We start from the raw sequence: 20,253 nt of genomic DNA on the forward strand, positions 1-20,253 counted from the left end.
GCGGCCGGACGGAACGGACCCGCCGTACGACATTGTCGAACTGTACGCATTGACGGGCGAGTTGGGGGCGTCGGAGGATGCACGAAGACCAGGTAACGGGGGTGCACGGTGCACAGTACGAAGCCGAATGGGCCTGCCGGCGTGTCCGGGAACGATCAGGGCGACCGGGCCGGGGAGGACGCCATAGCCGTCGTCGGCATGTCTCTCCGGGTTCCCGGCAGCGCCGACCTGGACACGTTCTGGGCGAATTTGGCGGGCGGCGTCGAGTCGGTCACCCGGTTCAGCGAGGAGGAGCTGCGCGAGGCCGGTATACCCGATTCCGTCCTCGCGGACCCGCACTACATACGGGCCAAACCGGTCCTGGAGGACGTGGCCGAATTCGACGCCGCCTTCTTCGGACTCACTCCCCGCGAAGCGCAGGTCCGCGACCCGCAGCACCGGCTCTTCCTGGAGTCCGTCTACACGGCCCTCGAGCACGCGGGCTACGACCCGTTCCGGGTGCCCGGCACGGTCGGTGTCTACGGCGGCGGTGCCCCCGACTTCTACCGGGAGTGGAACGTCAACTCCCACCCTGAGGCCACCGCCTTCCTCGGCGAAGTCGGTGTCGCCGTCGCCAACGCCACCGACTACCTCACCACTTCCGTCTCCCACCAGCTCGGCCTCACCGGCCCGAGCGTCAACGTGGTGACCGCCTGCTCGACCTCGCTGGTCGCCGTACACCTGGCCTGCCAGGCGCTGCGCAGCGGCGAGTGCGACGCCGCCGTCGCGGGTGGCGTCCAGGTCGAACTACCGCCCAAAACCGGCTACCACTCGGCCGAGGGCGGCATGTTCTCCGTCACCGGCCGGGTCCGTCCCTTCGACGCGGACGCGGACGGGACCATCTTCGGAACCGGCGTCGGCACCGTCGTCCTCAAGCGGTACGCGGACGCGGTGGCCGCGGGCGACCACATCCACGCCCTCGTCCGCGCTTCCGCCATCAACAACGACGGCGCGCTCAAGGCAGGGTTCACTGCACCCAGCGTCGAGGGCCAGGCCATGCTCATCCGGCGTGCGATGCGCACCCACGGCCTCGACCCCGCCGATATCGGCTACGTCGAGGCCCACGGCACCGGCACCCGGGTCGGCGATCCGATCGAGGTGAACGCGCTCACCCGCGCCTACCGTGACCTGGGCATGACCGCGGTTCGCAGCTGCCCCATCGGCTCGGTCAAGGGCAACGTGGGCCACTTGGGGCCGGCCGCGGGCGTCGTCGGGCTCATCAAGACCGTCCTCGCCCTCCAGGCCGGCCGTATCCCCCCGAGCATCAACTTCGCCCGGCCCAACCCGGCCATCGACTTCGAGAACGGCCCCTTCTACGTCAACACCGAGCTGTCCGACTGGCCCGGGCACCACGACGCGCGGCTGGCCGCCGTCAGCTCCTTCGGCGTCGGGGGCACCAACGCACACGTGGTGGTGGAGCAGCCACCTGCCCTCCCTGAGCGGGAAAAGCCCGAAACCCCGGCCGCACAGCGCCCGTTGCTGCTCGGCGTGTCGGCCCGTACTCCCGAAGCGCTCGCCGCCGCCACCGGCCGCCTCGCCGACCACCTGGAAGCGCACCCCGAGCTGGAACCGGCCGACGTGGCCGCGACGCTCGGTCTGGGCCGCCCCCACTTCCGGCACCGCGCTGCCGTCGTACCCGGCACGGAAGGCGTCTCCGCCGCGCTGCGTGCCGCCCGTACCGACAGTCCGCAGGCGCCGGCGGACGCGGCGCCGGTCGCCTTCCTCTTCCCCGGGCAGGGCTCGCAGCACCTCGGTATGGGGCGCCGCCTCTACGCGCAGGAGCCGGTCTTCCGCGCGGCTGTCGACGAGTGCGCCGAGCTGGCGGGCCCGCTGCTGGAGGCCGATCTGCGCGAGGTGATGTTCGCTGCGGACGAGCCCGGTGCGGCCGAGCGGCTGACCCGCACCAGCATGGCCCAGCCCGCACTGTTCACCGTCGAGTACGCCATGGCACGGCAGTTGCAGGCGTGGGGGCTGCGTCCGGCCGCGATGATCGGCCACAGCGTCGGCGAGTACGTCGCCGCCTGCCTCGCGGGTGTCTTCCCGCTGGCCGACGCGGTCCGGCTCGTGGTCCGGCGCGGGGCGCTGGTCCAGGAGCTGCCCGGCGGCAGCATGCTGGCCGTGCCCGCGCCCGCCGAAGAACTCGAGGGCCTGGCGGGCTGCGACATCGCCGCCTACAACGGTGCCCGCCTCACCGTGATCTCCGGACCTGACGAGGCGGTGGACGCCGCTCAGACAGCACTGGCCGAGCGCGGCGTGACCGGGCACCGGCTGCACACCTCGCACGCCTTCCACTCGGCCATGATGGAGCCCGCACTGGACCCGTTCGCCGCCGAGCTGGCCAAAGTCGAACTGCGAGCGCCTGAGCTGCCGTTCATCTCCAACGTCACGGGCGAGTGGATCACCGACAAGCAGGCCATGTCCCCCGACTACTGGACGCGGCACCTACGCGCCCCGGTCCGGTTCGCTCCCAGCGTCGCCCTGCTGCTGGAGGACAGCGGTCTGCTGTTCGTCGAGGCGGGCCCCGGCCAGGTACTCACCGGTCTGACCCGCGCCCAGGCGGTCGCCTCCGGCAGCCGGGACCGCACCGTTGTGCCGACGATGCCGATGCCGCAGGGCACGGACGAGGGTCCGCACTGTCTCGCCCGGGCCGTGGGCGCACTATGGGCGGCCGGCGCCGAGCTCGACTGGGCCGCCTACCGGGGCGACAACTGGCGTCGGGTGCCGCTGCCCAGCTACCCCTTCCAGCGCAGCGTGCACTGGCTCGACCCCGTCCGGCAGCCCGAGGCCCCTGCCGCGCCCCAGGAGCCGCCGACGGACGAGGGGCGACGCCCCATCGAACGGGCGCTCTTCCGCCCCGAGTGGTGCGAGGACCCGGCTCCGCCTCCCGGGACGGGCGCGATGGCCGGTACCTGGCTGGTCTTCCGCAGGGGCGACAGCCTGGACGGCACCGTGAACCGGCTGCGGCACGCCGGCGCCCAAGTGGTGACGGCCGAACCGGGCGAGAAGTTCGAACGGCTGACCGGCAGCCGCTATGTGCTGCGGCCCGGAGCCCGGGACGACTACGACGCACTGGCAGACTCACTGATCGCCGACGGTCTGCTGCCCGAACGCGTACTGCATGGCTGGCTGTTCGGTCCTCCGTCGGCCTCCGACGGGGAGGTGCCCCCGGACCAGGCGCACGGCCCCGACCACACCGGTGAGTGGCTCGACCTCGGTTTCTTCAGTGTGCTGCACCTCGCCCAGGCGTTCGCCGATCGCGGCTCGGCGCAGGTGCACGGCATGCGCTGGGACGTGGTCGGCTCGCGGCTGCGCGCGGTCTCAGGCGCCGAACCGGTGGTACCTGCGCGGGCCGCGGTGACCGGGGTGTGCGACGTGATGGCCAAGGAGCTGCCCGAGATCTCCGTCCGCTGCCTGGATGTCGCCGAACACCGCTACGAGCAGGGCCTGTGGGAGGAGCTGGCCCGAGCCGGGCTGGCAGCGCCGGCGTTCGCCGCCTGCGGCGACCGCTGGATCGCGATGCGCGGACGCAGACGCTGGCTGCTCACTTACGCCCAGGTGCCCGAGCCGCGTACCCGGGAAGCCGCCGGTCCGCTGCGGGAGCGCGGCACCTATCTGATCACCGGCGGCCTCGGCGGCATCGGACTGGCCGTCGCCGAGGGCCTGGCGAAGGCCGTACGCGCCCGCCTCGTACTGACAGCGCGCTCCCCCTTCCCCGCGCGGGAGGAGTGGGACCGGCTGCTCGGCGGAGACATCAGGGATACCGCGCAGGGCGCGGACGACTCGGTGCTGGAGACGGTACGGCGGCTGCGCCGTATCGAGGAGCACGGTGCCGAAGTGCTGGTGTGCCAGGCCGATGTGGCGGACGAGGCGGCGATGCGGGCCGTGGTGGAGTGTGGGGAGCGGGAGTTCGGCGCCTTCGACGGCGTCTTCCACACCGCGGGCGTCCCGGGCGGGGGACTGCTGGTGCTCAAGACCCGGGCCGAGGCCGAGCGGGTGATGTCGGCGAAGGTCGCGGGCACGCTGGTGCTGGACCGGCTGCTGGGGGAGCGGGTGGAGCTGATGGTGCTCTTCTCCTCGATCACCTCGGTCGCCGGCAACCTCGGCCAGACCGACTACGCGGCGGCCAACGCCTTCCTGGACGCCTACGCGCACGCCCGTGCGGCCGACGGCCCCGGCTTCACCGTCTCCGTCAACTGGGACGCCTGGGCAGAGATAGGCATGGCGGCCAAGGCGGACGCCCTCGCCCCGGCCGCCTTCCGCGCGCTCCAGACCGGCAGCGCCGCAGCAGACATCGGCTCTCTGGGAGCGGCAGAGGAGCACGGCAGTGCCCACAGCGACGGCGACGACGTCACCGGGACTCCCACGGATGAGGCTGCCGCCGACACCGCCGACACCGCCGACACCGCCGACACCGCCGACACCGCCGACACCGCGAGCACCCGGCCCGTCGGTCACGTCGCCCCCGATGACGATGCCGTTCCCAGCAGTCACACCGAGCCCGAGGGGCACCCGCTCCTCGGGGAGCGCAGTGAAGGGCCGGACGGCAGCATCGTCTACCGGTCCGTCCTGGACGGTGAGACGCACTGGGTGTCCGGTGAGCACCGGGTGTCGGACATCCCCGTATGGCCCGCGACGGCATACGTGGAGATGATCCGTGCCGCAGGCGGAGAAGCGCTGCTGGAGGACCCGGCGTCGGACGGACGGCTGCTGCTGACCGATGTCACCTTCCTCTCGTTGCTCGCTCTCGCCTGCCGCACCGTTCTGCGGACGACCCTCGCCCCCGAACGCGGCGGCTACCGCTTCGCCATCGCCAGCACCACTGATGGCGCGGAGTGGACGGAGCATGTGACGGGACTGGTTCGTACGGCACCCGAGGCACGGGCGCCGTTGCACGACCTGGAGGTGCTGCGGGAGTGCTTCCCCGTCGTCAAGCCGGACACCGAGTCCTTCTACCCGGAGCTCGGCCTCATCGACTTCGGGCCGCACTGGTCGAACATCGCGGAGCTGCGGCGTGACGACTCCTCGACGCTGGCCCGGATCGAGATGCCTGACCCGTTCCTCGGCGAGCTGACCGACTTTCCGTTGCACCCGGCCCTGTTCGACGCGGCGACCTCGAACGCCGTGTACCTGCCGGAGCTCGGTCCGAGGGGGGAGAGCTATCTGCCGTTCTCCATCAGCAGCATCACGGTGCGGGGCACGCTGCCCCCGACGGTTCATGCGTACTCGCGGCGGCGCGGGGCGCACCAGAACATGGTGACCTTCGACATCACCCTCACCGACGACGACGGACGCGAGGTCGTGGATGTGACCGGCTACACCGTGCGGGTCTGGGACAGGGAGGAGTTCCGGCGCAGAGTCATCGCCTCCGCCTCTTCCCGGGCCGTCCCGGACCTTCCGGACGACCCCGGTCACACCGGGGGCGCCGACCTTCCCCCGGCCTCCGACCACCCGGCCCCCCAGGGGCTCGGCGGCGCGTTCGCGATCCGTCCCGAGGAGGGCATCCAGGCGCTCTGGCACATCCTGGGCGACCGCGTCGGGCCCCAGGTCGTCGTCATCCCCGAAGGCATGGACAAGCGGCTGCGCGCCGTCGAAGCGCTCACCCAGAACGTCATCGCGGACGCGGGACAGCCCGCCACGCCCCCGACCGGCGCCACCACCGGCAGCAGTCCGGTTGCCGTGCCGGGGGCCCATGAGCCGGAGGAATCCGGCGCGGCACCAGCCGATACGCACCAGCGGTTGGCGAGGCTGTGGTCCGAGGCACTGGGTATCGACGACATCGGGATGGACGACGACTTCTTCGCGCTCGGCGGCAACTCGCTGGTCGGCATACAGCTCGCGGCCCGCGTACGCAGGGAGTTCGACACCGATCTGCCGATCGCGGCCCTCATCGAGAACCCCACCGTACGAGCCATCGCAGGGATCATCACCGCATGAGCGCCACCATCCCGGCAGGAAGTCCCAGTGCCTGGTTCCCTTTTCCGCCGCCCGCGCCGGGAGGGCGGGCGCGGGTGCGGCTGCTGTGCTTCCCGTGCGCCGGGCAGGGCGCCTCCGGCTACCGCGTCTGGCAGCGGCTGCTCGCTCCCGACATAGAGGTGTTCCCGGTACAGCTACCCGGCCGGGAAAGCAGGGCGATGGAGCGGCCGCACACCACCATGGACAGCCTGATGGACGAGCTGCTGCCGCAGTTGCGACACCAGGTGCGCGGAGTGGACGGCTACGCGCTCTTCGGCCACAGCCTCGGCGCGCTGGTCGCGTTCGAGGCCGCGCGCAGGCTGGAGGCCGAGGGGCTGGTACCGCTGGGCCTGATGGTCGCGGCGCAGCGTCCGCCCCAACTGCCGTTGGGCCGGGAACCGGCCCACGACCTGCCGCGCGCGGCCTTCATGACCACGCTCGGTCTCTACGGGCAGGTGCCCGCCGAACTGTTCGACGATCCGACGGCCGTCGAACTGGCGGAGGCCGGACTGCGCGCCGACTTCAGCATCGTCGAGACCTACCGCCCCCCGCTCGAGCCGCTGCTGAGCTGCCCGGTGACCGCGCTGCCCGGACTTGCCGACACCACCTTCCCGCCCGGCTCCATGCGGGCTTGGAGCGATCTGACCAGCGGGCCCTTCACCTTCCGGCCGGTGCCCGGCGGCCACTTCTTCGTCGACGAACGCACGGAAGAACTGGTCGGACTGATCCGCGCGGCCCTGGGCTAGCCGCCGCTCGCAACCCACAGGTCCACCACGTACGTCTCCACCACCCGCTCGTCCGGGAAGAGTTGGCGCAGCCGCCCGCGCTCGGCGTCGAGGAACGACTCCGTCGCTTCGTCGTCCATGACGAGGAACCCGGAATGGCTGGCGAGGTTGCCCAGATGGGTCTCGAGCGGGACGGTACGGCTCCACCGCACATGGCGGCGTCCGACGCGCAGTCCCTCGAGTCCTGCTTTCCGTACCGCCTCCGGGTCGTCGATCGGGCTCAGCGAGGGGGAGGTGGCGCCGGTGTGGCGTGTGATGCGCTCCGTCTGTTCGGCGATCCACGGAACGTCGTGTGCGGTGGTGTTCCACCAGATGACGAGCGAGCCGCCTGGGCACAGCGCGCGGAGCGCCTCGGGGACCGAGCGTGTCGTGTCGGTCCAGTGCCAGGACTGCGCGTAGGTGAGCAGATCGCGGCACCCGTCCGCGAGCGGCAGCGCGTTGGCGTCCCCCCGCACCAAGGGCACGTCCGGCAGGCCTTTGCGGAACCACGCGGCCATGCCCTCGCCCGGCTCCACGGCGATCACCTCGGCGCCGCGCTCGACCAACTGCTCGGTGGAGATGCCCGTGCCGGCTCCGACATCGGCGACTCGGGCCCCTGCTAACGGTATTCCGGTCAACTCCTCGACGGCGCCGAAGAGTTCGGGCGGGTAGGACGGCCGGTACGCGGCATAGCGATCTGCCGCCGCATTGAACGACATGGCACGGGATCGGGAAGTCACCGCCTCATCCTGCCCGACTGCGGGCCGGCTATTTATCTCGTCCCCAACGCGCCGTGCGCGCCGCGCGCACGGTGATTCACCTGCTCTCCCACCGCGCTCGGCGCCGGGCGAGCCCGCCATGGGCGTACGGCTCCAGCGGTGGGGACACCTCAGGCCCGGACGGCTCGTCCGTCTCGCTCCTCTCACTCGTCCGTGTGGCCATGGGCACCGGCATCCCCTGCCGGGGTGCCGCGCAGCAGGCGGGCCTCGTGGGCGGGAAGAGCGCGCAGGGCTTGGTCCCGGGCAAGCCAGCGGGCGGTGGTGGGGAGCTGCGGTGCGGCGAGGTGAGCTGTGAAGAGGTGGGTGATGAGCGTGCGGCCGCCCGACGGACACCTGGTGCTGTCGACGGCCAGCAGCCGGCCCGTCGATCCGCGTGCCGCGCGCCCCAGCTGGGTGTGCAGGGCACGCGCGGCGGCTTCGCCGGGGGTCTCGGTCGCCGACACCAGGGCTCCCGGCAGTCGGCAGGAGGAGCCGCCGCCCCATCCGCCGTCGTCCCGCTCGCTGTCCCCGTCGTCGTCCCGCACCTCCCGTACCAGAACGCGTCCCGTCGCATCCGTGACCAGTGCCGCGGCGGCGACCGCGGGGGCGGGCAGCAGGGCGCGGCGGTCCCGTTCGTCCAGCGGAGCCGGGTGGCCGTCCAGCAGGTGCGCCGTATGGGCACCGCGCTCGGCGGCGAGAGCGGCGGCCGTGCGGCGGCGCAGTCGCTCGGGGAGCCGGGCCAGCGCCTCTTCCGGGGGCGCGAACTCGGCGGCGCGCAGTTCGTCCTGCTGGAGGCGCAGATCCTGGGCGGTCACCGGGTGCGGCAGATGGACGGCGTACACGCAGGCGGTCAGCGCCCTGCCGTACACGGTGGCCGGCACGTTGTCGACGGCCAGCAGCCGGCCGACCCGGAGTGCCATGGGCCGCAGCTCCTCGCGGAGCTCCCGCACCAGCCCGTCCACCAGGCCCTCGTCGTCGACCATGCCGCCGGGCAGGTCCCAGCCCGCCTTGTAGACCGGGTCGACCACCAGGAGCCGGCCCCGCTCGTCGCGGATCACCGCGTCGACGGCGGAGGCCGGGGCGGGATGCGCTGCGAGGTAGGCGGCGAGCTCGTCCTGGGGGCTCGGCAGCGCCACCGTGCCGGGTGTCTCGAGGGCCGGCGCGGACGCGGGTGCGGTGGTGGTGGCAGGCGTGCTGGGTGTCGACGTCATGCGGCCCTCCTCGTGTCCGGTGGCGGAGGCCGGCAGGTACGGTGCGCGCGCCTCCTGTGAAGTCAACTGACCCGCCGCGGAATTGGGTACGCCGCTCGTTCGGCTCAGCGGTCGCGCCGCCAACCGTGTGCCCCGGGCTGCTGAACAGACAAAACGTGCATAGCGTCGACATTCGGCAGTGACAGCTGACAAGCGCGGAACGCAGCGGCGCGGTGCGAGGAAGTGGCGTCACCAAGAGATGCCGCGCCGGGACCGGACGACGAGGGGAATGCGACGGTGGGCGAACAACTGAGCGAACAGGTGGGCGGAGAACTGGCCGGGAGTGGCGCCCCGACGAGCACATCCCCGGATGCGGCTCCTGGTACGTCCCCGTCCCAGTCCCCGCCCCCGTCCCCGGGTACGGCTCCCGGCACGTCTCCGTCCGGCGCGGCTCCCGGCACGGCCCCCAGTACGGCGGTCCCCGACACGGCCGCCCGCCCGCACATCCACGTACGGCCGGGCCTGGACACCCGGCTGGAGGCCGCAGCGCAGCCCGTGCACCCCGTCGTGCAGATCTTCGACGACGCCGCGCGGGCCGTTCCCGGCTACCCGCTCGCCCCTCTGGTGACCGACGAGTTCTGTGTGCTGATCGGCCCCGGCAACGCCTCTTCCATGATCGCCGTCTACTTCGACGACGTGGCCACGCTCTGGGTGGACCAGTACATGTGGAGCGAGTACGAGTGGTCCGACCAGGACACCGGCGAGCTGGGATTCCTGGCCGAAGCCGTGGCGGCGGTGCAGCGTGGGGACGGCGCCTGGCACTTCCGGGAGGACGACGGGCGCCTCGTCCACCTCGGCGGCAGGCTCGGCAGCAACATCATCGGCCCCGGCGCCGTCCACCCGCCCCCGCTCACCCTCCCGCTGATCCCCTGGGCCTCCCAGCTCGGCCCCGCGCACTGACCCGCCCTCCTGCGCCACGGCACCGCTCCCGCTGCGAACCCGTGTCGCCCGCGCGACAGTGGGAACGCGGGGGATGCGAAGAGCGCACGGAGCACACGGAGCGCGGCGTGCGCACACAACGCGGCACGGAACGGTGAGGACCAGGCGTGAGTGGCGACGACGACACGCTCAGGACATACCGCGGCAAGCGGCGTTTCGACCGGACCGCGGAGCCCGAGGGCAAGCGCGCGGAGCGCAGCGACGAGCCGCACTACGTGGTGCAGATCCACGACGCGACGAGCCTGCACTTCGACTTCCGGCTGGAGTGGGGCGGCGTGCTCAAGTCGTGGTCGGTCCCCAAGGGGCCCTCCACGGATCCGCACGACAAGCGGCTGGCCATGCCGGTCGAGGACCATCCGCTCGAATACCGCACCTTCGAGGGCGTCATCCCGAAGGGCGAGTACGGGGCCGGGCCGGTCATCGTGTGGGACGAGGGCACCTACGAACCGCTCTCCCGCGACTTCGGCAAGGCGCTGGAGAAGGGCCACATCTCCTTCCGGATGCACGGCGGCAAGCTGCGCGGCGACTGGGCGCTCTCCCGCTTCCGCACCGGCGACGACGGCGAGCGCGAGGCGTGGCTGCTGGTCAAGAAGAACGACAGCCATGCCTCCCCGCGTGGCACTCCCGACCCGTGGCGCGTCCGCTCGGCCCGCAGCGACCGCACCCTCAAACAGGTCTCCGAGGAGGCGACCGAGGAGTGGACCCGGGAGGGCGGGCGGTCGTGAGCGGTCTGCTCGACACCCTGCCCGGCGACCAGCGAGCGCTGCTGCGCCGGGCGCCGCCGGGTGCGACGCCGGCCGAGCAGCCGATGCGTGCCGAGCTGAGCGACAGACGGGATTTCTCCGCCGGCGGCTGGATCTTCGAACGCAAGCTCGACGGGGTGCGGGCGCTCGCCGTACGCGAGGACGGCCACGAACGGCTGCTGTCCCGCACCGGGCGGCGCGTCGACGCGACGTACCCCGAGATCGTCGACGCACTGGCCGCACAGACCCGGTCCGACTTCACCGTCGACGGCGAGATCGTCGCCTTCGCGCACGGCCGCACCGACTTCGCCCGCCTCCAGCAGCGCATGCAGCTGAGCACCGAACGGCAGGCCAGAGCCAGCGGCGTGGCCATCACCTACTACGTGTTCGACCTGCTGCGGCTCGACGGCATGGACCTGACCCGGCTGCCGCTGCGCACCCGTAAGTCGCTGCTGCGCAGAGCGCTGGACTTCCGGGCCCCGCTGCGCTTCACCACCCACCGCAACGAGGGCGGCCGGCAGCTGCTGGACGAGGCGTGCGCGCACGGCTGGGAGGGGCTGATCGCCAAGCGCGCCGACGGCCGCTATCTGCCGCGCCGGTCGCCCGACTGGCTCAAGCTCAAGTGCGCGAGCGGCCAGGAGCTGGTCATCGGCGGCTTCACCGAGCCCGCCGGGACGCGCGTGGGCTTCGGAGCGCTGCTGCTCGGCCACTACGAGGGCGGCACGCTCCGCTACGCGGGCAAGGTCGGCACCGGTTACGACCACGCCACGCTGCTGTCCCTGCGCCGTGGTCTGGACGAGCTGGAGGTACGGCGCTCCCCGTTCGCCGACCCGGTCCGCGAGCGCGGCGCACACTGGGTGGAGCCGCGGCTCGTGGCACAGATCGGCTTCACCGAGTGGACCCGCGACGGAATGCTGCGGCATCCCCGTTTCCTGGGGCTGCGCGACGACAAGAAGCCTGAGGACGTCGTACGCGAGACACCCCGCGAACACCGCCGCTAGGTGTGCTGTTCGGGGTGCCCCTGCCCGTCGCTCGCAGGCTGCGGGCGCTCCCCCGAGCTCTTCGAGCAGGGGGTACCCCCGGGGCGCAGGGCTGGCAAGCGCAGCATCCCATGCGGGGTACGCATGAGGCACCGGGCAAGCCTTTGCCGGTTCTCTTCCGATTGAGAGGGCACCCGGGGGCGTATGGATCACAACGCCGCGCCGGTACTGGAGGCACTGGCCCGATACCAGGCGGCGGGGGAGCTGCCGTTCTCCCCGCCGGGACACAAGCAGGCGAAGGGCGCCGACCCACGGGTGCGCGCGGTGCTGGGCGATGCCGTCTTCCACGGCGACGTCCTGGCCTCCGGAGGGCTCGACGACCGGCGCACCCGCGGTGCCGTGCTGGTCAAGGCCGAACAGCTGATGGCCGAGGCCGTCCATGCCGAGCACACGTTCTTCTCCACCTGCGGCAGCTCGCTGTCCGTGAAGGCGGCCATGCTCGCGGTGGCCGGACCGCACGAGAAGCTGCTGGTCGGCAGGGACGCCCACAAGTCGGTGATCTCCGGGCTGCTGCTGTCGGGCATCCACCCGGTCTGGGTGGAGCCGCAGTGGGACGAGCAGCGGCTGCTGGCGCACGCCCCCTCGGCCGCCGCGTTCGCAGCCGCCTTCGAGAAGCATCCGGAAGCGCGTGGCGCCCTGGTGACCAGCCCCACCCCGTACGGCACCTGCGCCGATCTGCAGGCCGTCGCGGAGATCTGCCACCGCAGGGGCCGGCCGCTCATCGTCGACGAGGCGTGGGGCGCCCATCTGCCCTTCCACCAGGACCTGCCCACCTGGGCGATGGACGCGGGCGCCGATGTCTGCGTGACCAGCATCCACAAGATGGGCAGCGGCTTCGAGCAGGGTTCGGTCTTCCATCTGCAAGGCGACCACATCGACCCGCTGATGCTCGCCCAGCGTGCCGACCTGCTGGGCACCACCAGCCCCAACGTGCTTCTCTACGCGGGGCTGGACGGCTGGCGCCGCCAGATGGTGCAGCACGGCCACCGGCTGCTCTCCCACGCGCTCGACCTGGCGGCCGAGGTACGGGAGCAGCTGGAGGCCATGGACGGATTCCACGTCAACGACCGCGCCGACTTCGTCGGCGAGGGCAAGGCGGCGGACCTGGACCCGCTGCCCGTCGTCATCGACCTGGACGAGCTGCCGCTCAACGGCTACCAGGCCGCCGACTGGCTGCGCGAGCACCGGCATCTCGACGTCCACATCAGCGACCATCGCAGGATCAACACCCAGCTCACCCACGCCGACGACCGGTACACCACGGGGAGACTCCTCGCTGCGTTGCGCGAGCTGACGGAGCGCGCCGACGAGCTTCCCAAGGCGCCCCCGGTCCGCCTGCACGCCCCGTCCGACCTGCGGATGGAACAGGCGTGCCTGCCGCGCGACGCGTACTTCGGCACGATAGAGGACGTTCCCGTCGACCGGGCCGAGGGCCGGATCGCCGCCGAGATGATCACTCCCTACCCGCCGGGCATCCCCACCGTGCTGCCAGGTGAGCGGCTGACCAGGACCGTCCTGGAGTATCTGCGCAGCGGTGTGGAGGCCGGAATGAACCTGCCCGACGCCGCCGCGCCCGACCTCGGCACGGTGCGTGTACTCACCGACGGCCGGCCGCCCGCAGTGCCCGGCCGCCCCTCGTCCTGACCTGCGCGGCGTCCGCGTAGCCCGCGTTCCGGAGGGGTACCCGGAGCATCCGCACGAGAGGAGGCCACCATGACGGGAGACGGCAGGGACATCCCCGCGGAGGAGGGCGTCACCACCGAGGACGCCGCCGAGATGCAGGCGGGCCCCGTCGAGGGCCGGCAACCGGACGAGCGCCAGGAGCGCGGCCGGTGGCAGCCACCCGTGGAATCCGACCCGCCGCCCAGGGTGAGCGGACGCGACAGCGGCGGCCGGGACACCTCGTTCCTGACCCCGCAGGCGGAGGCCGACGAAGAGCACGCGGAGCCCGCCGACCCCGGCGCCGAGCCCGAGGATCAGGGCATCCCCGATCTCGGGGACGGTGCCCCCATGCAGCAGCGGTCCAGCGACCCGCAGCAGGAGTCGGTGCCGGGAGACACCCCGACCGCCGTCACCCGCTCCGCGCCCACGCCCGCCGAGATGCGGGAGGGCGAGTCCCTGGACGAACGGCTCGCCGAGGAGGAGCCCGAGGAGTCCGAGCGGGAGGCCGTCTCCGGCCCGCCCGACGACCCGGCCGGAGTGCTCAGCGCCGACCCGGAAGCGGCTCCGCCCCGCCGCCAGGACGTCTACGGCCGCGAGACCGGCGAGGGCCCCGGCCTCTCCCCGGAGGAGCAGGCGCTGCACACGGTGAACGAGGAAGAGATCGCCCCCGGCGAGGGCTGACCAGCCGGAGGGGCTGCCCCTGTTCGCCCTGGGCCTTACGGGGCGCGTCCCTCCTGCGAAGGGTGCACCCGCAACCGCAGGGAGAAATGGTCCAGCGTCGCGGGCACCGGCGCGGAGGCCCGCAGCTGGGGGTGCGAGGCGAGAGAGTACGCGTGCCGCTCCAACAGCGCGGCCAGCAGCGTGCTGACGGTGAACAGCACCAGGTTCTCGCCCGGGCACCCGGCCGGGCCCGAACTGAACGGCACCAGCGCGGGGTTGGCCCGCGCCTTCCGCCCCGTCTCCTCGGTCCACTGCTGGGGCGCGAAAGCGTCCCCGTACGGTGTGGCGGGCTCGGCGCGGTGCAGATAGGGCGTGTAGAGGGCGAAGACCGTCCCGGCGGGCAGGGTGCCGCCCTCCCAGCCGGTCTCCGCGGTGCTCTCCCGCAGGATGAGCGGCGTCGTGGGCCACAGCCGTACCGACTCCAGCGCGCAGCCGCGCAGGAACGGCAGCTCGCGCGGGGTGTCCGGATCTGAGGTCGTCGCCTCCTCGTAGGCGCGCGCGGCAGGCTGCGGGTGGGTGGCCAGCAGTGCCAGCGCACGCACGGTCGCCATGCCGGCGGCGTCGTAGGCGAACAGCCAGTGCGGGATCTGGCCCGTCCGGTCGGTGCCCGTCGGCGCCGGGGTCCGCGCGACGCGCTCCGCGAGGCTGCCGGGCTCCGGATGGGCGACGTAGGAGCGTACGCGGGAGAGGAACGCGCTCCGCAGCCGCCTGCGGCGCGGACCGGCCAGCGACCAGTTGGCGGCCGAGCGCAGCGCGCCCAGTTGCGCGGTGAGCGTGGCGTCGTCGCGGGCCGCGTCCCCGAGGACGATGCGCCGGACCGTGCGCCACCACGCGGCGTCGAACTCCTCCCACAGCAGTTGTCCGGACCGCTCGGCCCCCGCCAGGAGCAGCGCCGCCTCCTCGCGTACGACTCCGGTCAGCCGCCCGGCGGTGTCGTGCAACGGCCGGGGGGTCTCCAGCACTTGCTCCACGAACTCCCGGCGCCGTGTCCGCTCCTCGCCGCCGGAGATGAGCACGCCGTGCGGCTGGAACTGCGCCAGTGAGCCGCACTTCTCCAGCGTCGCCGGACTGAAGGGCTCCGGCGTCTCCAGCAGGACGCGACGCGCGTCCTCGGGGTCCAGCACCATCGCGTACGACCGGCCCCGCACCGTCAGCGGGAGCGGTCCTGAGCCGTGCCGCTCGCGCAGCGCGCGCACCCGTTCGACGCCGCGCCGGTCCCAGCCGGTGCGCTCCACCAGCGACATCGCCCGGGGCCTGCGCACGATGACGCCGCCCGCCAGCACCGGCAGCAGTACGTCCCCCACCACGCCCGCCGCCTCCCGGGCGCTCAGCGTGGGCAGTGTCTCCGCCGGGCCCGGGGTGTCCGCCGGGTTCGGCGTGCTCGGTTTCGCGGGCGCTTCCGTGCTGCTCTCGGTCGGTCGCATCTTCACTCCGCTCGCTCCGCGGGCCGGAGGTGTACCGGCCGCGCTGTCGGGTGCGTCGTTTCCAAGAGCGTCGAGGTACCCGCAGGTAATCGGGCGAAACGACGCGCGAGGCGACACCGTTTGCCACCCGGGACCCGGTGGTACCCACTGACGCGTCCGAGCGGGGCGAGGCGGAGGCAGGCCCCGACGGCGTGCTGCGGCCGACCGGCGCCTCTCGCCGGGCACGGCATGACCGTGGAGGGGAGGCGAACTGATGGGCAGTCGGCTGACGGCTGTTTCGGAGGTGGCGGCCTGGTGGGTGGTACTGGCCGGGCTGTGGCTCGTACTCATCCAGACGGTCGACATCCTGGAGTGTTGCGTCGGCGCGGGGGCCGCGCTGTTCGCGGCGGTCGCCGGGCGGGCGGCCCGCAGGGCGGCGGTGCGGCGGTGAACGGCTGGCTCGCAGCGGGCTGCGCGCTGCTGCTGTGCGGCGTCCTCCCGGCGCTCTGCGGCGTGTGTACCGGTCCCGTCCGGCGCCGGGTCCTGGCGCAGAATCTCGCCACCGTGCTCGCAGCGCTCGCCCTGCTGCTGCTCTCCCAGGGCTGGGCACGCGCTGCCTATACGGACATGGCTCTCGCCCTGGCCGTACTCGGCCCGGCCGGCACGCTGGTGTACGAGCGGCTGCTGGGCGAGGAACTGCGGGCCGACCGGCCGCCCGCGGCGGTGACCAGGGCCATGACGGTGCTCAGCACGGTGCCCGTACCCCTCGTCGTGGTGCCGGTGTGCGCCGCGGCCACCCCCGGCAGGACGACGGTGAAACTCCTCCTCGTCGGATGCCTGCTGGTGGCGGGCAGCGCCGTGTGCATGCGGGCCCTGACGACACCTCCCGGAGGGGGCGAGCCGGTTGGATAGCGAACTGCCGGTGGCGCTCGCCCTGCTGCTGGTGACGCTGGCGGGTACGGCCACCGTCCTCACCCGTGACCCGGTGCGCCAGGCCACGGTCCTGGCGGGCCTCGGGCTGGCGCTCGCCCTGCTGTTCGCCGTGCTCCAGGCACCCGACGTAGCGCTCTCCCAGCTCGCTGTCGGCACCGTGCTGACGCCGCTGATGGTGCTGCTGTCCGTACGGAAGGTGCGGCGCAAGGCCGCGCGCAGCGAGCGGCGGGAGGAGCACCGGTGAGCCGCCGGGTGCGGATGTGGGTGATGGCCGTCGGTGGGCTGGGGGTGGCCGTGCTGCTGGCCGCCGCCTGCTTCGCGCTGCCCGGCTTCGGCGGCTCCTGGCATCCGTACGGCGCCCGCGCGGTGGAAGCCGCGCTCGGCCGGCATACCGCCAACACCGTCGCCTCGGTCAACTTCGACCAGCGGGCCTTCGACACCCTCGGCGAACAGGCCGTCCTCTTCGGCTCGGTCCTCGGCACCGTCGTCATTCTGCGTACCACCCGCGACGAGCGCCGGGTGGAGCCCGCACCGGCCCGCGTCCCGTCCCTCGTACGCCGCTACGCGCTGCTGGTGCTGCCCGTCACCCTGCTGACCGGGCTCTACATCGCCGCGCACGGACAACTCAGCCCCGGCGGCGGATTCCAGGGCGGGGTGGTGGCAGCGACAGCGCTGCATCTGCTCTACATCGCCATCGACTACCGCGCCCTGCAGCGGGTCCGCTCGCTGACACTGTTCACACTGGCCGACGCGGCGGGCGAGGCGGGCTATCTGCTGGTCGGTCTCGGCGCTGTGCTCTCGGGTGCGGCCTTCCTGGAGAACGTCCTGCCGTACGGGACGTTCAACACGCTCTCCTCCGGCGGCACCGTGCCGCTGCTGAACGCCGCGATCGGAGTGGAGGTGGCCGCCGCCGTGGTGGTTCTGCTGGCACAGTTCCTCGACCAGGCCATCGTGATCGAGGGCGGGGACGGATCGGAGCAGGCGGGCGGGTCCGGGGGCCGGGACGGCGAGCGGAGCGGCGCGTGAGCGTACTGCCGTACTTGGTCGCCTGCTGGCTCTTCCTGGCCGGCTGCTACGGGCTGGCCACCAGCCGGAACCTGATCCACGCCGTGGGCTCGCTGGCGGTCTGCCAGGCGTCGACGTACGTACTGCTGCTGGCCGTCGGCTACCGGCGCGGCGGCACCGCGCCGGTCTACTCGGACATCCCGCCCGGCTCGCGGCCCGTCGTCGACCCGGTGGTGCAGGCGCTCACCCTGACCGATGTGGTCGTCGGCGCCACGGTCACCGCGCTGCTGCTCGCGCTCGTGGTCCAGGTCGCCAAGCGGCACGGCACCGTCGACCCCGACGAGCTGCGGGAGCTGCGGGGATGACGGCGGCTCAGGCCCTGCCCCTGCTGGTCGTGGCGCCGCTGCTGGGTGCCGCGCTGCTGGTGGCCACCGGCCGATGGCTGCCCAGGTACGTCGCCGAGGTCTGCGGCTGTGCGGTCTCCGCTGGGACGGCCGCGCTGGCGCTGGGGCTGCTGGTGACCGCCGCGGACGGACCGGTGCCGGTGGAGTGGCTGGGCGGCTGGCAGCCCCGGCACGGCTCGGGCGTGGGGATCGTGCTGGTCGGGGACGGTATGGGGCTGGGGCTGACGGCGCTGGTCTCGGTGCTGGTGGTGGCCGTACTGGTCTACTCATGGCGGTTCTTCGACGACCCGCCGCCCCGCCAGGCCGGAGCCTTCCCGGCGCTGATCCTGGTCTTCCAGTCGGGCATGTGCGGATTCACGCTGACCGGCGACCTGTTCAACGCCTTCGTCTTCTTCGAGCTGATGGGCGTGATCGCCTATGCGCTGACCGGCTACCGGGTCGAGGAGGCCCGCGCCGTCCAGGGCGCGCTCACCTTCGGCTTCCTCAACTCGCTGGGCGGCTACGCCACCTTGCTGGGCGTCGGGCTGCTGTACTCGCGCACCGGAGAGCTCGGTCTCGCCCAGATGGGGCAGCGGCTGGACGCGGCCCCTGACGGCTCCGGCGTGCTGGTGAAGGCCGCGTTCGTGCTGGTGGCCGCCGGGTTCTTGATCAAGGCGGCTGCCGTGCCCTTCCACTTCTGGCTGCCCGACGCCCACACGGTGGCGCCCACCCCGGTGTGCATGCTGCTGTCCGGGGTGATGGTGGAGCTGGGCGTCTACGGAGTGGCGCGGCTGTACTGGACGGTGTTCGCCGGGCCCGGCGGCGCCCCGGAGGCGGGTGTGCACCGTGCACTGCTGGCGCTGGGCGTGCTGACGGCAGTCACGGGCGCGCTGCTGTGCTGGTTGCAGCGGCACATCAAAAGGTTGCTGGCCTTCTCCACCATCGCCCACACCGGGCTGTTCCTCGTCGCCCTGTCGGTCCTCACCCCCGAGGCCGTCTCGGGCGCCACGCTGTACGTTCTGGGCCATGCCGGGGCCAAGGCAGCGCTGTTCGCCTGCGCGGGCGTCCTGGTGGACCGGTTCGGCAGCGTCGACGAGCGAGAACTGCACGGCAGAGGTCGGGAGTTGCCGCGCGTCGGAGCACTGTTCGGTCTCGGCGGGCTGGCGCTCGCGGGGCTGCCGCCGTTCGGTACGGGGCTGGGCAAGGCGGTCTCGGAGGAGGCCGCGGGCAGCTGGCCGACGGTCGTCTTCGTACTCGTCTCCGCGACCACCGGCGCCGCCGTACTGCGGGTCGCGGGCGGGGTCTTCCTGGGGCTGGGGGAGCCTGCGTCGGGGCAGCAGCTGAACCGGGCGGCACGTAAGGCGGCGGGAAAGCCGACTGAGGACTCACCACGGACGGAGTCGGCGGCGGAGGGGGACGGGCCGGACGGCGAAGGCGAGGAGACGACCGGTGCGGACGAACCGGCCGAGACCTCGGGGCGGGTGACCCGGGTGCCGGACACGATGCTCGCCTCCGCGGGCGCCCTCCTCGCGGGCGGCCTCGCCGTGGGGTGTGTGCCCCCGCTGTGGCGGGCCGTCAGCCGGGCCGCCGACACGCTCACCGACCACACCGGCTATGCCATGGCCGTGCTGTACGGCACGGAGCAGCCCGGCATCCACTCACCCGCCCCGCACTGGTCGGCGGCAGGCGTGCTGCTGGGGCTGTTGTCGGCCGCGCTCGCCGTCGGCGCGGCCTACGCCGCGCTGCGGACCGTGCCCAGCGGCCTGCGCCCCCGCTGGTCCGTACCGCTGCGCTGGCTGCATTCCGGGCATGTCGGTGACTACGTGGCGTGTGCGCTCGTCGGAATCGCCCTGCTGGCCGCGCTGGTGTGGTGACTTCCGCTGCTCCAGTGAAGTGCGCCCCCTCCCGCGCCCCCGATAACACATCGCACACACTTGGTCTCCATGCGTGGCCAAAACTGTGCGGCTTTTCGGTGGCTTGAGGTTGTATGTATTGAACTGCGCCTGACAGGTATGGGGATCAGGCATCAAGGGGGGACTGAGTGTGATCCGGGTACTGCTGGTGCACGACGTGCGCATACTGCGATGCGCGTTGGCCGCCCTGGTCGGCAGGGAGCCGGACATGGCCATCGAAGCCGCTTCCGCGAAGGACGCGGCGCGACTGGCGCGGACACGGACCACCGATGTGTGTGTCGTGGACGCCGATGTGACGGCGCGTTCCCCGCTGGACGAGCTGGCGGGGCTCTCCCGGACGGGTGCCGCGCGGACCGCCGGGGCCGCACACCGGCTGCTGGTGCTGGTCAGCCAGCACTGTCCCGGTGCCCTGCGCAGGGCACTGGACGCGGGAGCGCGCGGATTCGTGTGCAAGGACGCGCTGCCCGAGCAACTGGTGACCGGCATCCGGCAGGTGGCAGCCGGCGAGCGCTTCGTGGACAACGCGCTGGCGGGCACGCTCCTGCGGGCCTCCGAAGTTCCGCTCAGCGAACGGGAGCTGACCGTGCTGTCGGCGGCGGCCGAGGGCGCGTCCGTCACCGAGATAGCCCGCCGTCTGGGGCTGTCGGCCGGCACGGTGCGCAACTACATGTCGGCCATCACCCGCAAGACAGGCGCCCGCAACCGGGTGGACGCCATCCGTATCTCCCAGGGGGCCGGCTGGCTGTGAG

17 protein-coding genes are annotated in these 20,253 nt (G+C 72.6%); 14 read left to right on the forward strand and 3 right to left on the reverse strand.

Going from position 1 to position 20,253, the window contains the following annotated elements:
* The first annotated feature begins 141 nt into the window (after positions 1–141).
* Both ACTWQF_RS24005 and ACTWQF_RS24010 read left to right on the forward strand, forming a co-directional pair.
* Positions 142–5,973, forward strand: coding sequence for an SDR family NAD(P)-dependent oxidoreductase (locus tag ACTWQF_RS24005; protein ID WP_443281713.1), 5,832 nt, complete (start codon positions 142–144; stop codon positions 5,971–5,973).
* Complete coding sequence (locus tag ACTWQF_RS24010) at positions 5,970–6,737, forward strand: thioesterase II family protein (RefSeq protein WP_443281714.1); 768 nt, start codon at positions 5,970–5,972, stop codon at positions 6,735–6,737. The genes ACTWQF_RS24005 and ACTWQF_RS24010 overlap by 4 nt, the downstream gene beginning before the upstream one ends.
* On the opposite strand, the gene ACTWQF_RS24015 is transcribed toward ACTWQF_RS24010, so the two are convergent.
* On the reverse strand, positions 6,734–7,495 hold the full coding sequence (locus tag ACTWQF_RS24015) for a class I SAM-dependent methyltransferase (protein WP_443281715.1): 762 nt from the start codon (positions 7,493–7,495) through the stop codon (positions 6,734–6,736). The two genes, ACTWQF_RS24010 and ACTWQF_RS24015, sit on opposite strands and share 4 nt — an antisense overlap.
* Positions 7,496–7,677: 182 nt before the next feature.
* Positions 7,678–8,724: an NUDIX domain-containing protein gene (locus ACTWQF_RS24020; RefSeq protein ID WP_443281716.1), complete on the reverse strand. Its 1,047-nt coding sequence runs from the start codon at positions 8,722–8,724 to the stop codon at positions 7,678–7,680.
* 276 nt (positions 8,725–9,000) lie between these two features.
* Between ACTWQF_RS24020 and ACTWQF_RS24025 the strand changes: the two genes are divergently transcribed.
* The 5 genes from ACTWQF_RS24025 to ACTWQF_RS24045 all read left to right on the forward strand — a co-directional run bounded on the left by ACTWQF_RS24025 (position 9,001) and on the right by ACTWQF_RS24045 (position 13,828).
* Positions 9,001–9,663, forward strand: a complete 663-nt coding sequence (locus ACTWQF_RS24025) for a hypothetical protein (RefSeq protein ID WP_443281717.1) — start codon at positions 9,001–9,003, stop codon at positions 9,661–9,663.
* 146 nt (positions 9,664–9,809) lie between these two features.
* Positions 9,810–10,427, forward strand: coding sequence for a DNA polymerase ligase N-terminal domain-containing protein (locus tag ACTWQF_RS24030; RefSeq protein WP_443281718.1), 618 nt, complete (start codon positions 9,810–9,812; stop codon positions 10,425–10,427).
* Entirely contained in the window at positions 10,424–11,446 is a 1,023-nt protein-coding gene (gene ligD / locus ACTWQF_RS24035; protein ID WP_443281719.1) for a non-homologous end-joining DNA ligase, read from the forward strand. Before ACTWQF_RS24030 ends, ligD begins: the two co-directional genes overlap by 4 nt.
* 183 nt (positions 11,447–11,629) lie before the next feature.
* Entirely contained in the window at positions 11,630–13,129 is a 1,500-nt protein-coding gene (locus ACTWQF_RS24040) for an aminotransferase class I/II-fold pyridoxal phosphate-dependent enzyme (protein ID WP_443281720.1), read from the forward strand.
* A 69-nt stretch (positions 13,130–13,198) separates the two neighbouring features.
* Positions 13,199–13,828 (forward strand): DUF5709 domain-containing protein, encoded by a 630-nt coding sequence (locus ACTWQF_RS24045; RefSeq protein WP_443281721.1) that lies wholly within the window; start codon positions 13,199–13,201, stop codon positions 13,826–13,828.
* A gap of 35 nt (positions 13,829–13,863) precedes the next feature.
* Here ACTWQF_RS24045 and ACTWQF_RS24050 read toward each other — a convergent pair whose 3' ends face one another.
* Positions 13,864–15,291 (reverse strand): cytochrome P450, encoded by a 1,428-nt coding sequence (locus ACTWQF_RS24050; protein WP_443281722.1) that lies wholly within the window; start codon positions 15,289–15,291, stop codon positions 13,864–13,866.
* A 253-nt stretch (positions 15,292–15,544) separates the two neighbouring features.
* Here ACTWQF_RS24050 and ACTWQF_RS24055 point away from each other — a divergent pair, with 253 nt between their 5' ends.
* The 7 genes from ACTWQF_RS24055 (at position 15,545) to ACTWQF_RS24085 (ending at position 20,252) form a co-directional block, all read left to right on the forward strand.
* Positions 15,545–15,721, forward strand: coding sequence for a hypothetical protein (locus ACTWQF_RS24055; protein ID WP_443248592.1), 177 nt, complete (start codon positions 15,545–15,547; stop codon positions 15,719–15,721).
* Complete coding sequence (locus tag ACTWQF_RS24060) at positions 15,718–16,182, forward strand: monovalent cation/H+ antiporter complex subunit F (protein ID WP_443281723.1); 465 nt, start codon at positions 15,718–15,720, stop codon at positions 16,180–16,182. The genes ACTWQF_RS24055 and ACTWQF_RS24060 overlap by 4 nt, the downstream gene beginning before the upstream one ends.
* Positions 16,175–16,447 carry a Na(+)/H(+) antiporter subunit B gene (locus tag ACTWQF_RS24065; RefSeq protein ID WP_443281724.1) on the forward strand — a complete coding sequence of 91 codons (273 nt, stop codon included), beginning with the start codon at positions 16,175–16,177 and terminating at the stop codon, positions 16,445–16,447. The genes ACTWQF_RS24060 and ACTWQF_RS24065 overlap by 8 nt, the downstream gene beginning before the upstream one ends.
* Positions 16,444–17,229 carry an MnhB domain-containing protein gene (locus ACTWQF_RS24070; protein ID WP_443281725.1) on the forward strand — a complete coding sequence of 262 codons (786 nt, stop codon included), beginning with the start codon at positions 16,444–16,446 and terminating at the stop codon, positions 17,227–17,229. Before ACTWQF_RS24065 ends, ACTWQF_RS24070 begins: the two co-directional genes overlap by 4 nt.
* Positions 17,226–17,573, forward strand: a complete 348-nt coding sequence (locus tag ACTWQF_RS24075) for a sodium:proton antiporter (protein WP_443281726.1) — start codon at positions 17,226–17,228, stop codon at positions 17,571–17,573. Before ACTWQF_RS24070 ends, ACTWQF_RS24075 begins: the two co-directional genes overlap by 4 nt.
* Positions 17,570–19,465, forward strand: coding sequence for a complex I subunit 5 family protein (locus ACTWQF_RS24080; RefSeq protein ID WP_443281727.1), 1,896 nt, complete (start codon positions 17,570–17,572; stop codon positions 19,463–19,465). Before ACTWQF_RS24075 ends, ACTWQF_RS24080 begins: the two co-directional genes overlap by 4 nt.
* A gap of 169 nt (positions 19,466–19,634) precedes the next feature.
* Complete coding sequence (locus ACTWQF_RS24085; protein WP_443281728.1) at positions 19,635–20,252, forward strand: LuxR C-terminal-related transcriptional regulator; 618 nt, start codon at positions 19,635–19,637, stop codon at positions 20,250–20,252.
* The last annotated feature ends 1 nt before the right edge of the window (position 20,253 follow it).

The sequence above is a fragment of the Streptomyces sp. 8N114 genome, from assembly GCF_052245835.1.
In the GTDB taxonomy this organism is placed as follows: Bacteria; Actinomycetota; Actinomycetes; order Streptomycetales; family Streptomycetaceae; genus Streptomyces.

Excerpts from the sequence above, each read along its gene's own strand:
- ACTWQF_RS24010 (WP_443281714.1), top strand. The coding sequence starts at position 5,970 with ATGAGCGCCACCATCCCGGCAGGAAGTCCCAGTGCCTGGTTCCCTTTT.
- ACTWQF_RS24020 (WP_443281716.1), bottom strand. The coding sequence starts at position 8,724 with ATGACGTCGACACCCAGCACGCCTGCCACCACCACCGCACCCGCGTCC.
- ACTWQF_RS24040 (WP_443281720.1), top strand. The coding sequence starts at position 11,630 with ATGGATCACAACGCCGCGCCGGTACTGGAGGCACTGGCCCGATACCAG.
- ACTWQF_RS24045 (WP_443281721.1), top strand. The coding sequence starts at position 13,199 with ATGACGGGAGACGGCAGGGACATCCCCGCGGAGGAGGGCGTCACCACC.
- ACTWQF_RS24050 (WP_443281722.1), bottom strand. The coding sequence starts at position 15,291 with ATGCGACCGACCGAGAGCAGCACGGAAGCGCCCGCGAAACCGAGCACG.
- ACTWQF_RS24055 (WP_443248592.1), top strand. The coding sequence starts at position 15,545 with ATGGGCAGTCGGCTGACGGCTGTTTCGGAGGTGGCGGCCTGGTGGGTG.
- ACTWQF_RS24080 (WP_443281727.1), top strand. The coding sequence starts at position 17,570 with ATGACGGCGGCTCAGGCCCTGCCCCTGCTGGTCGTGGCGCCGCTGCTG.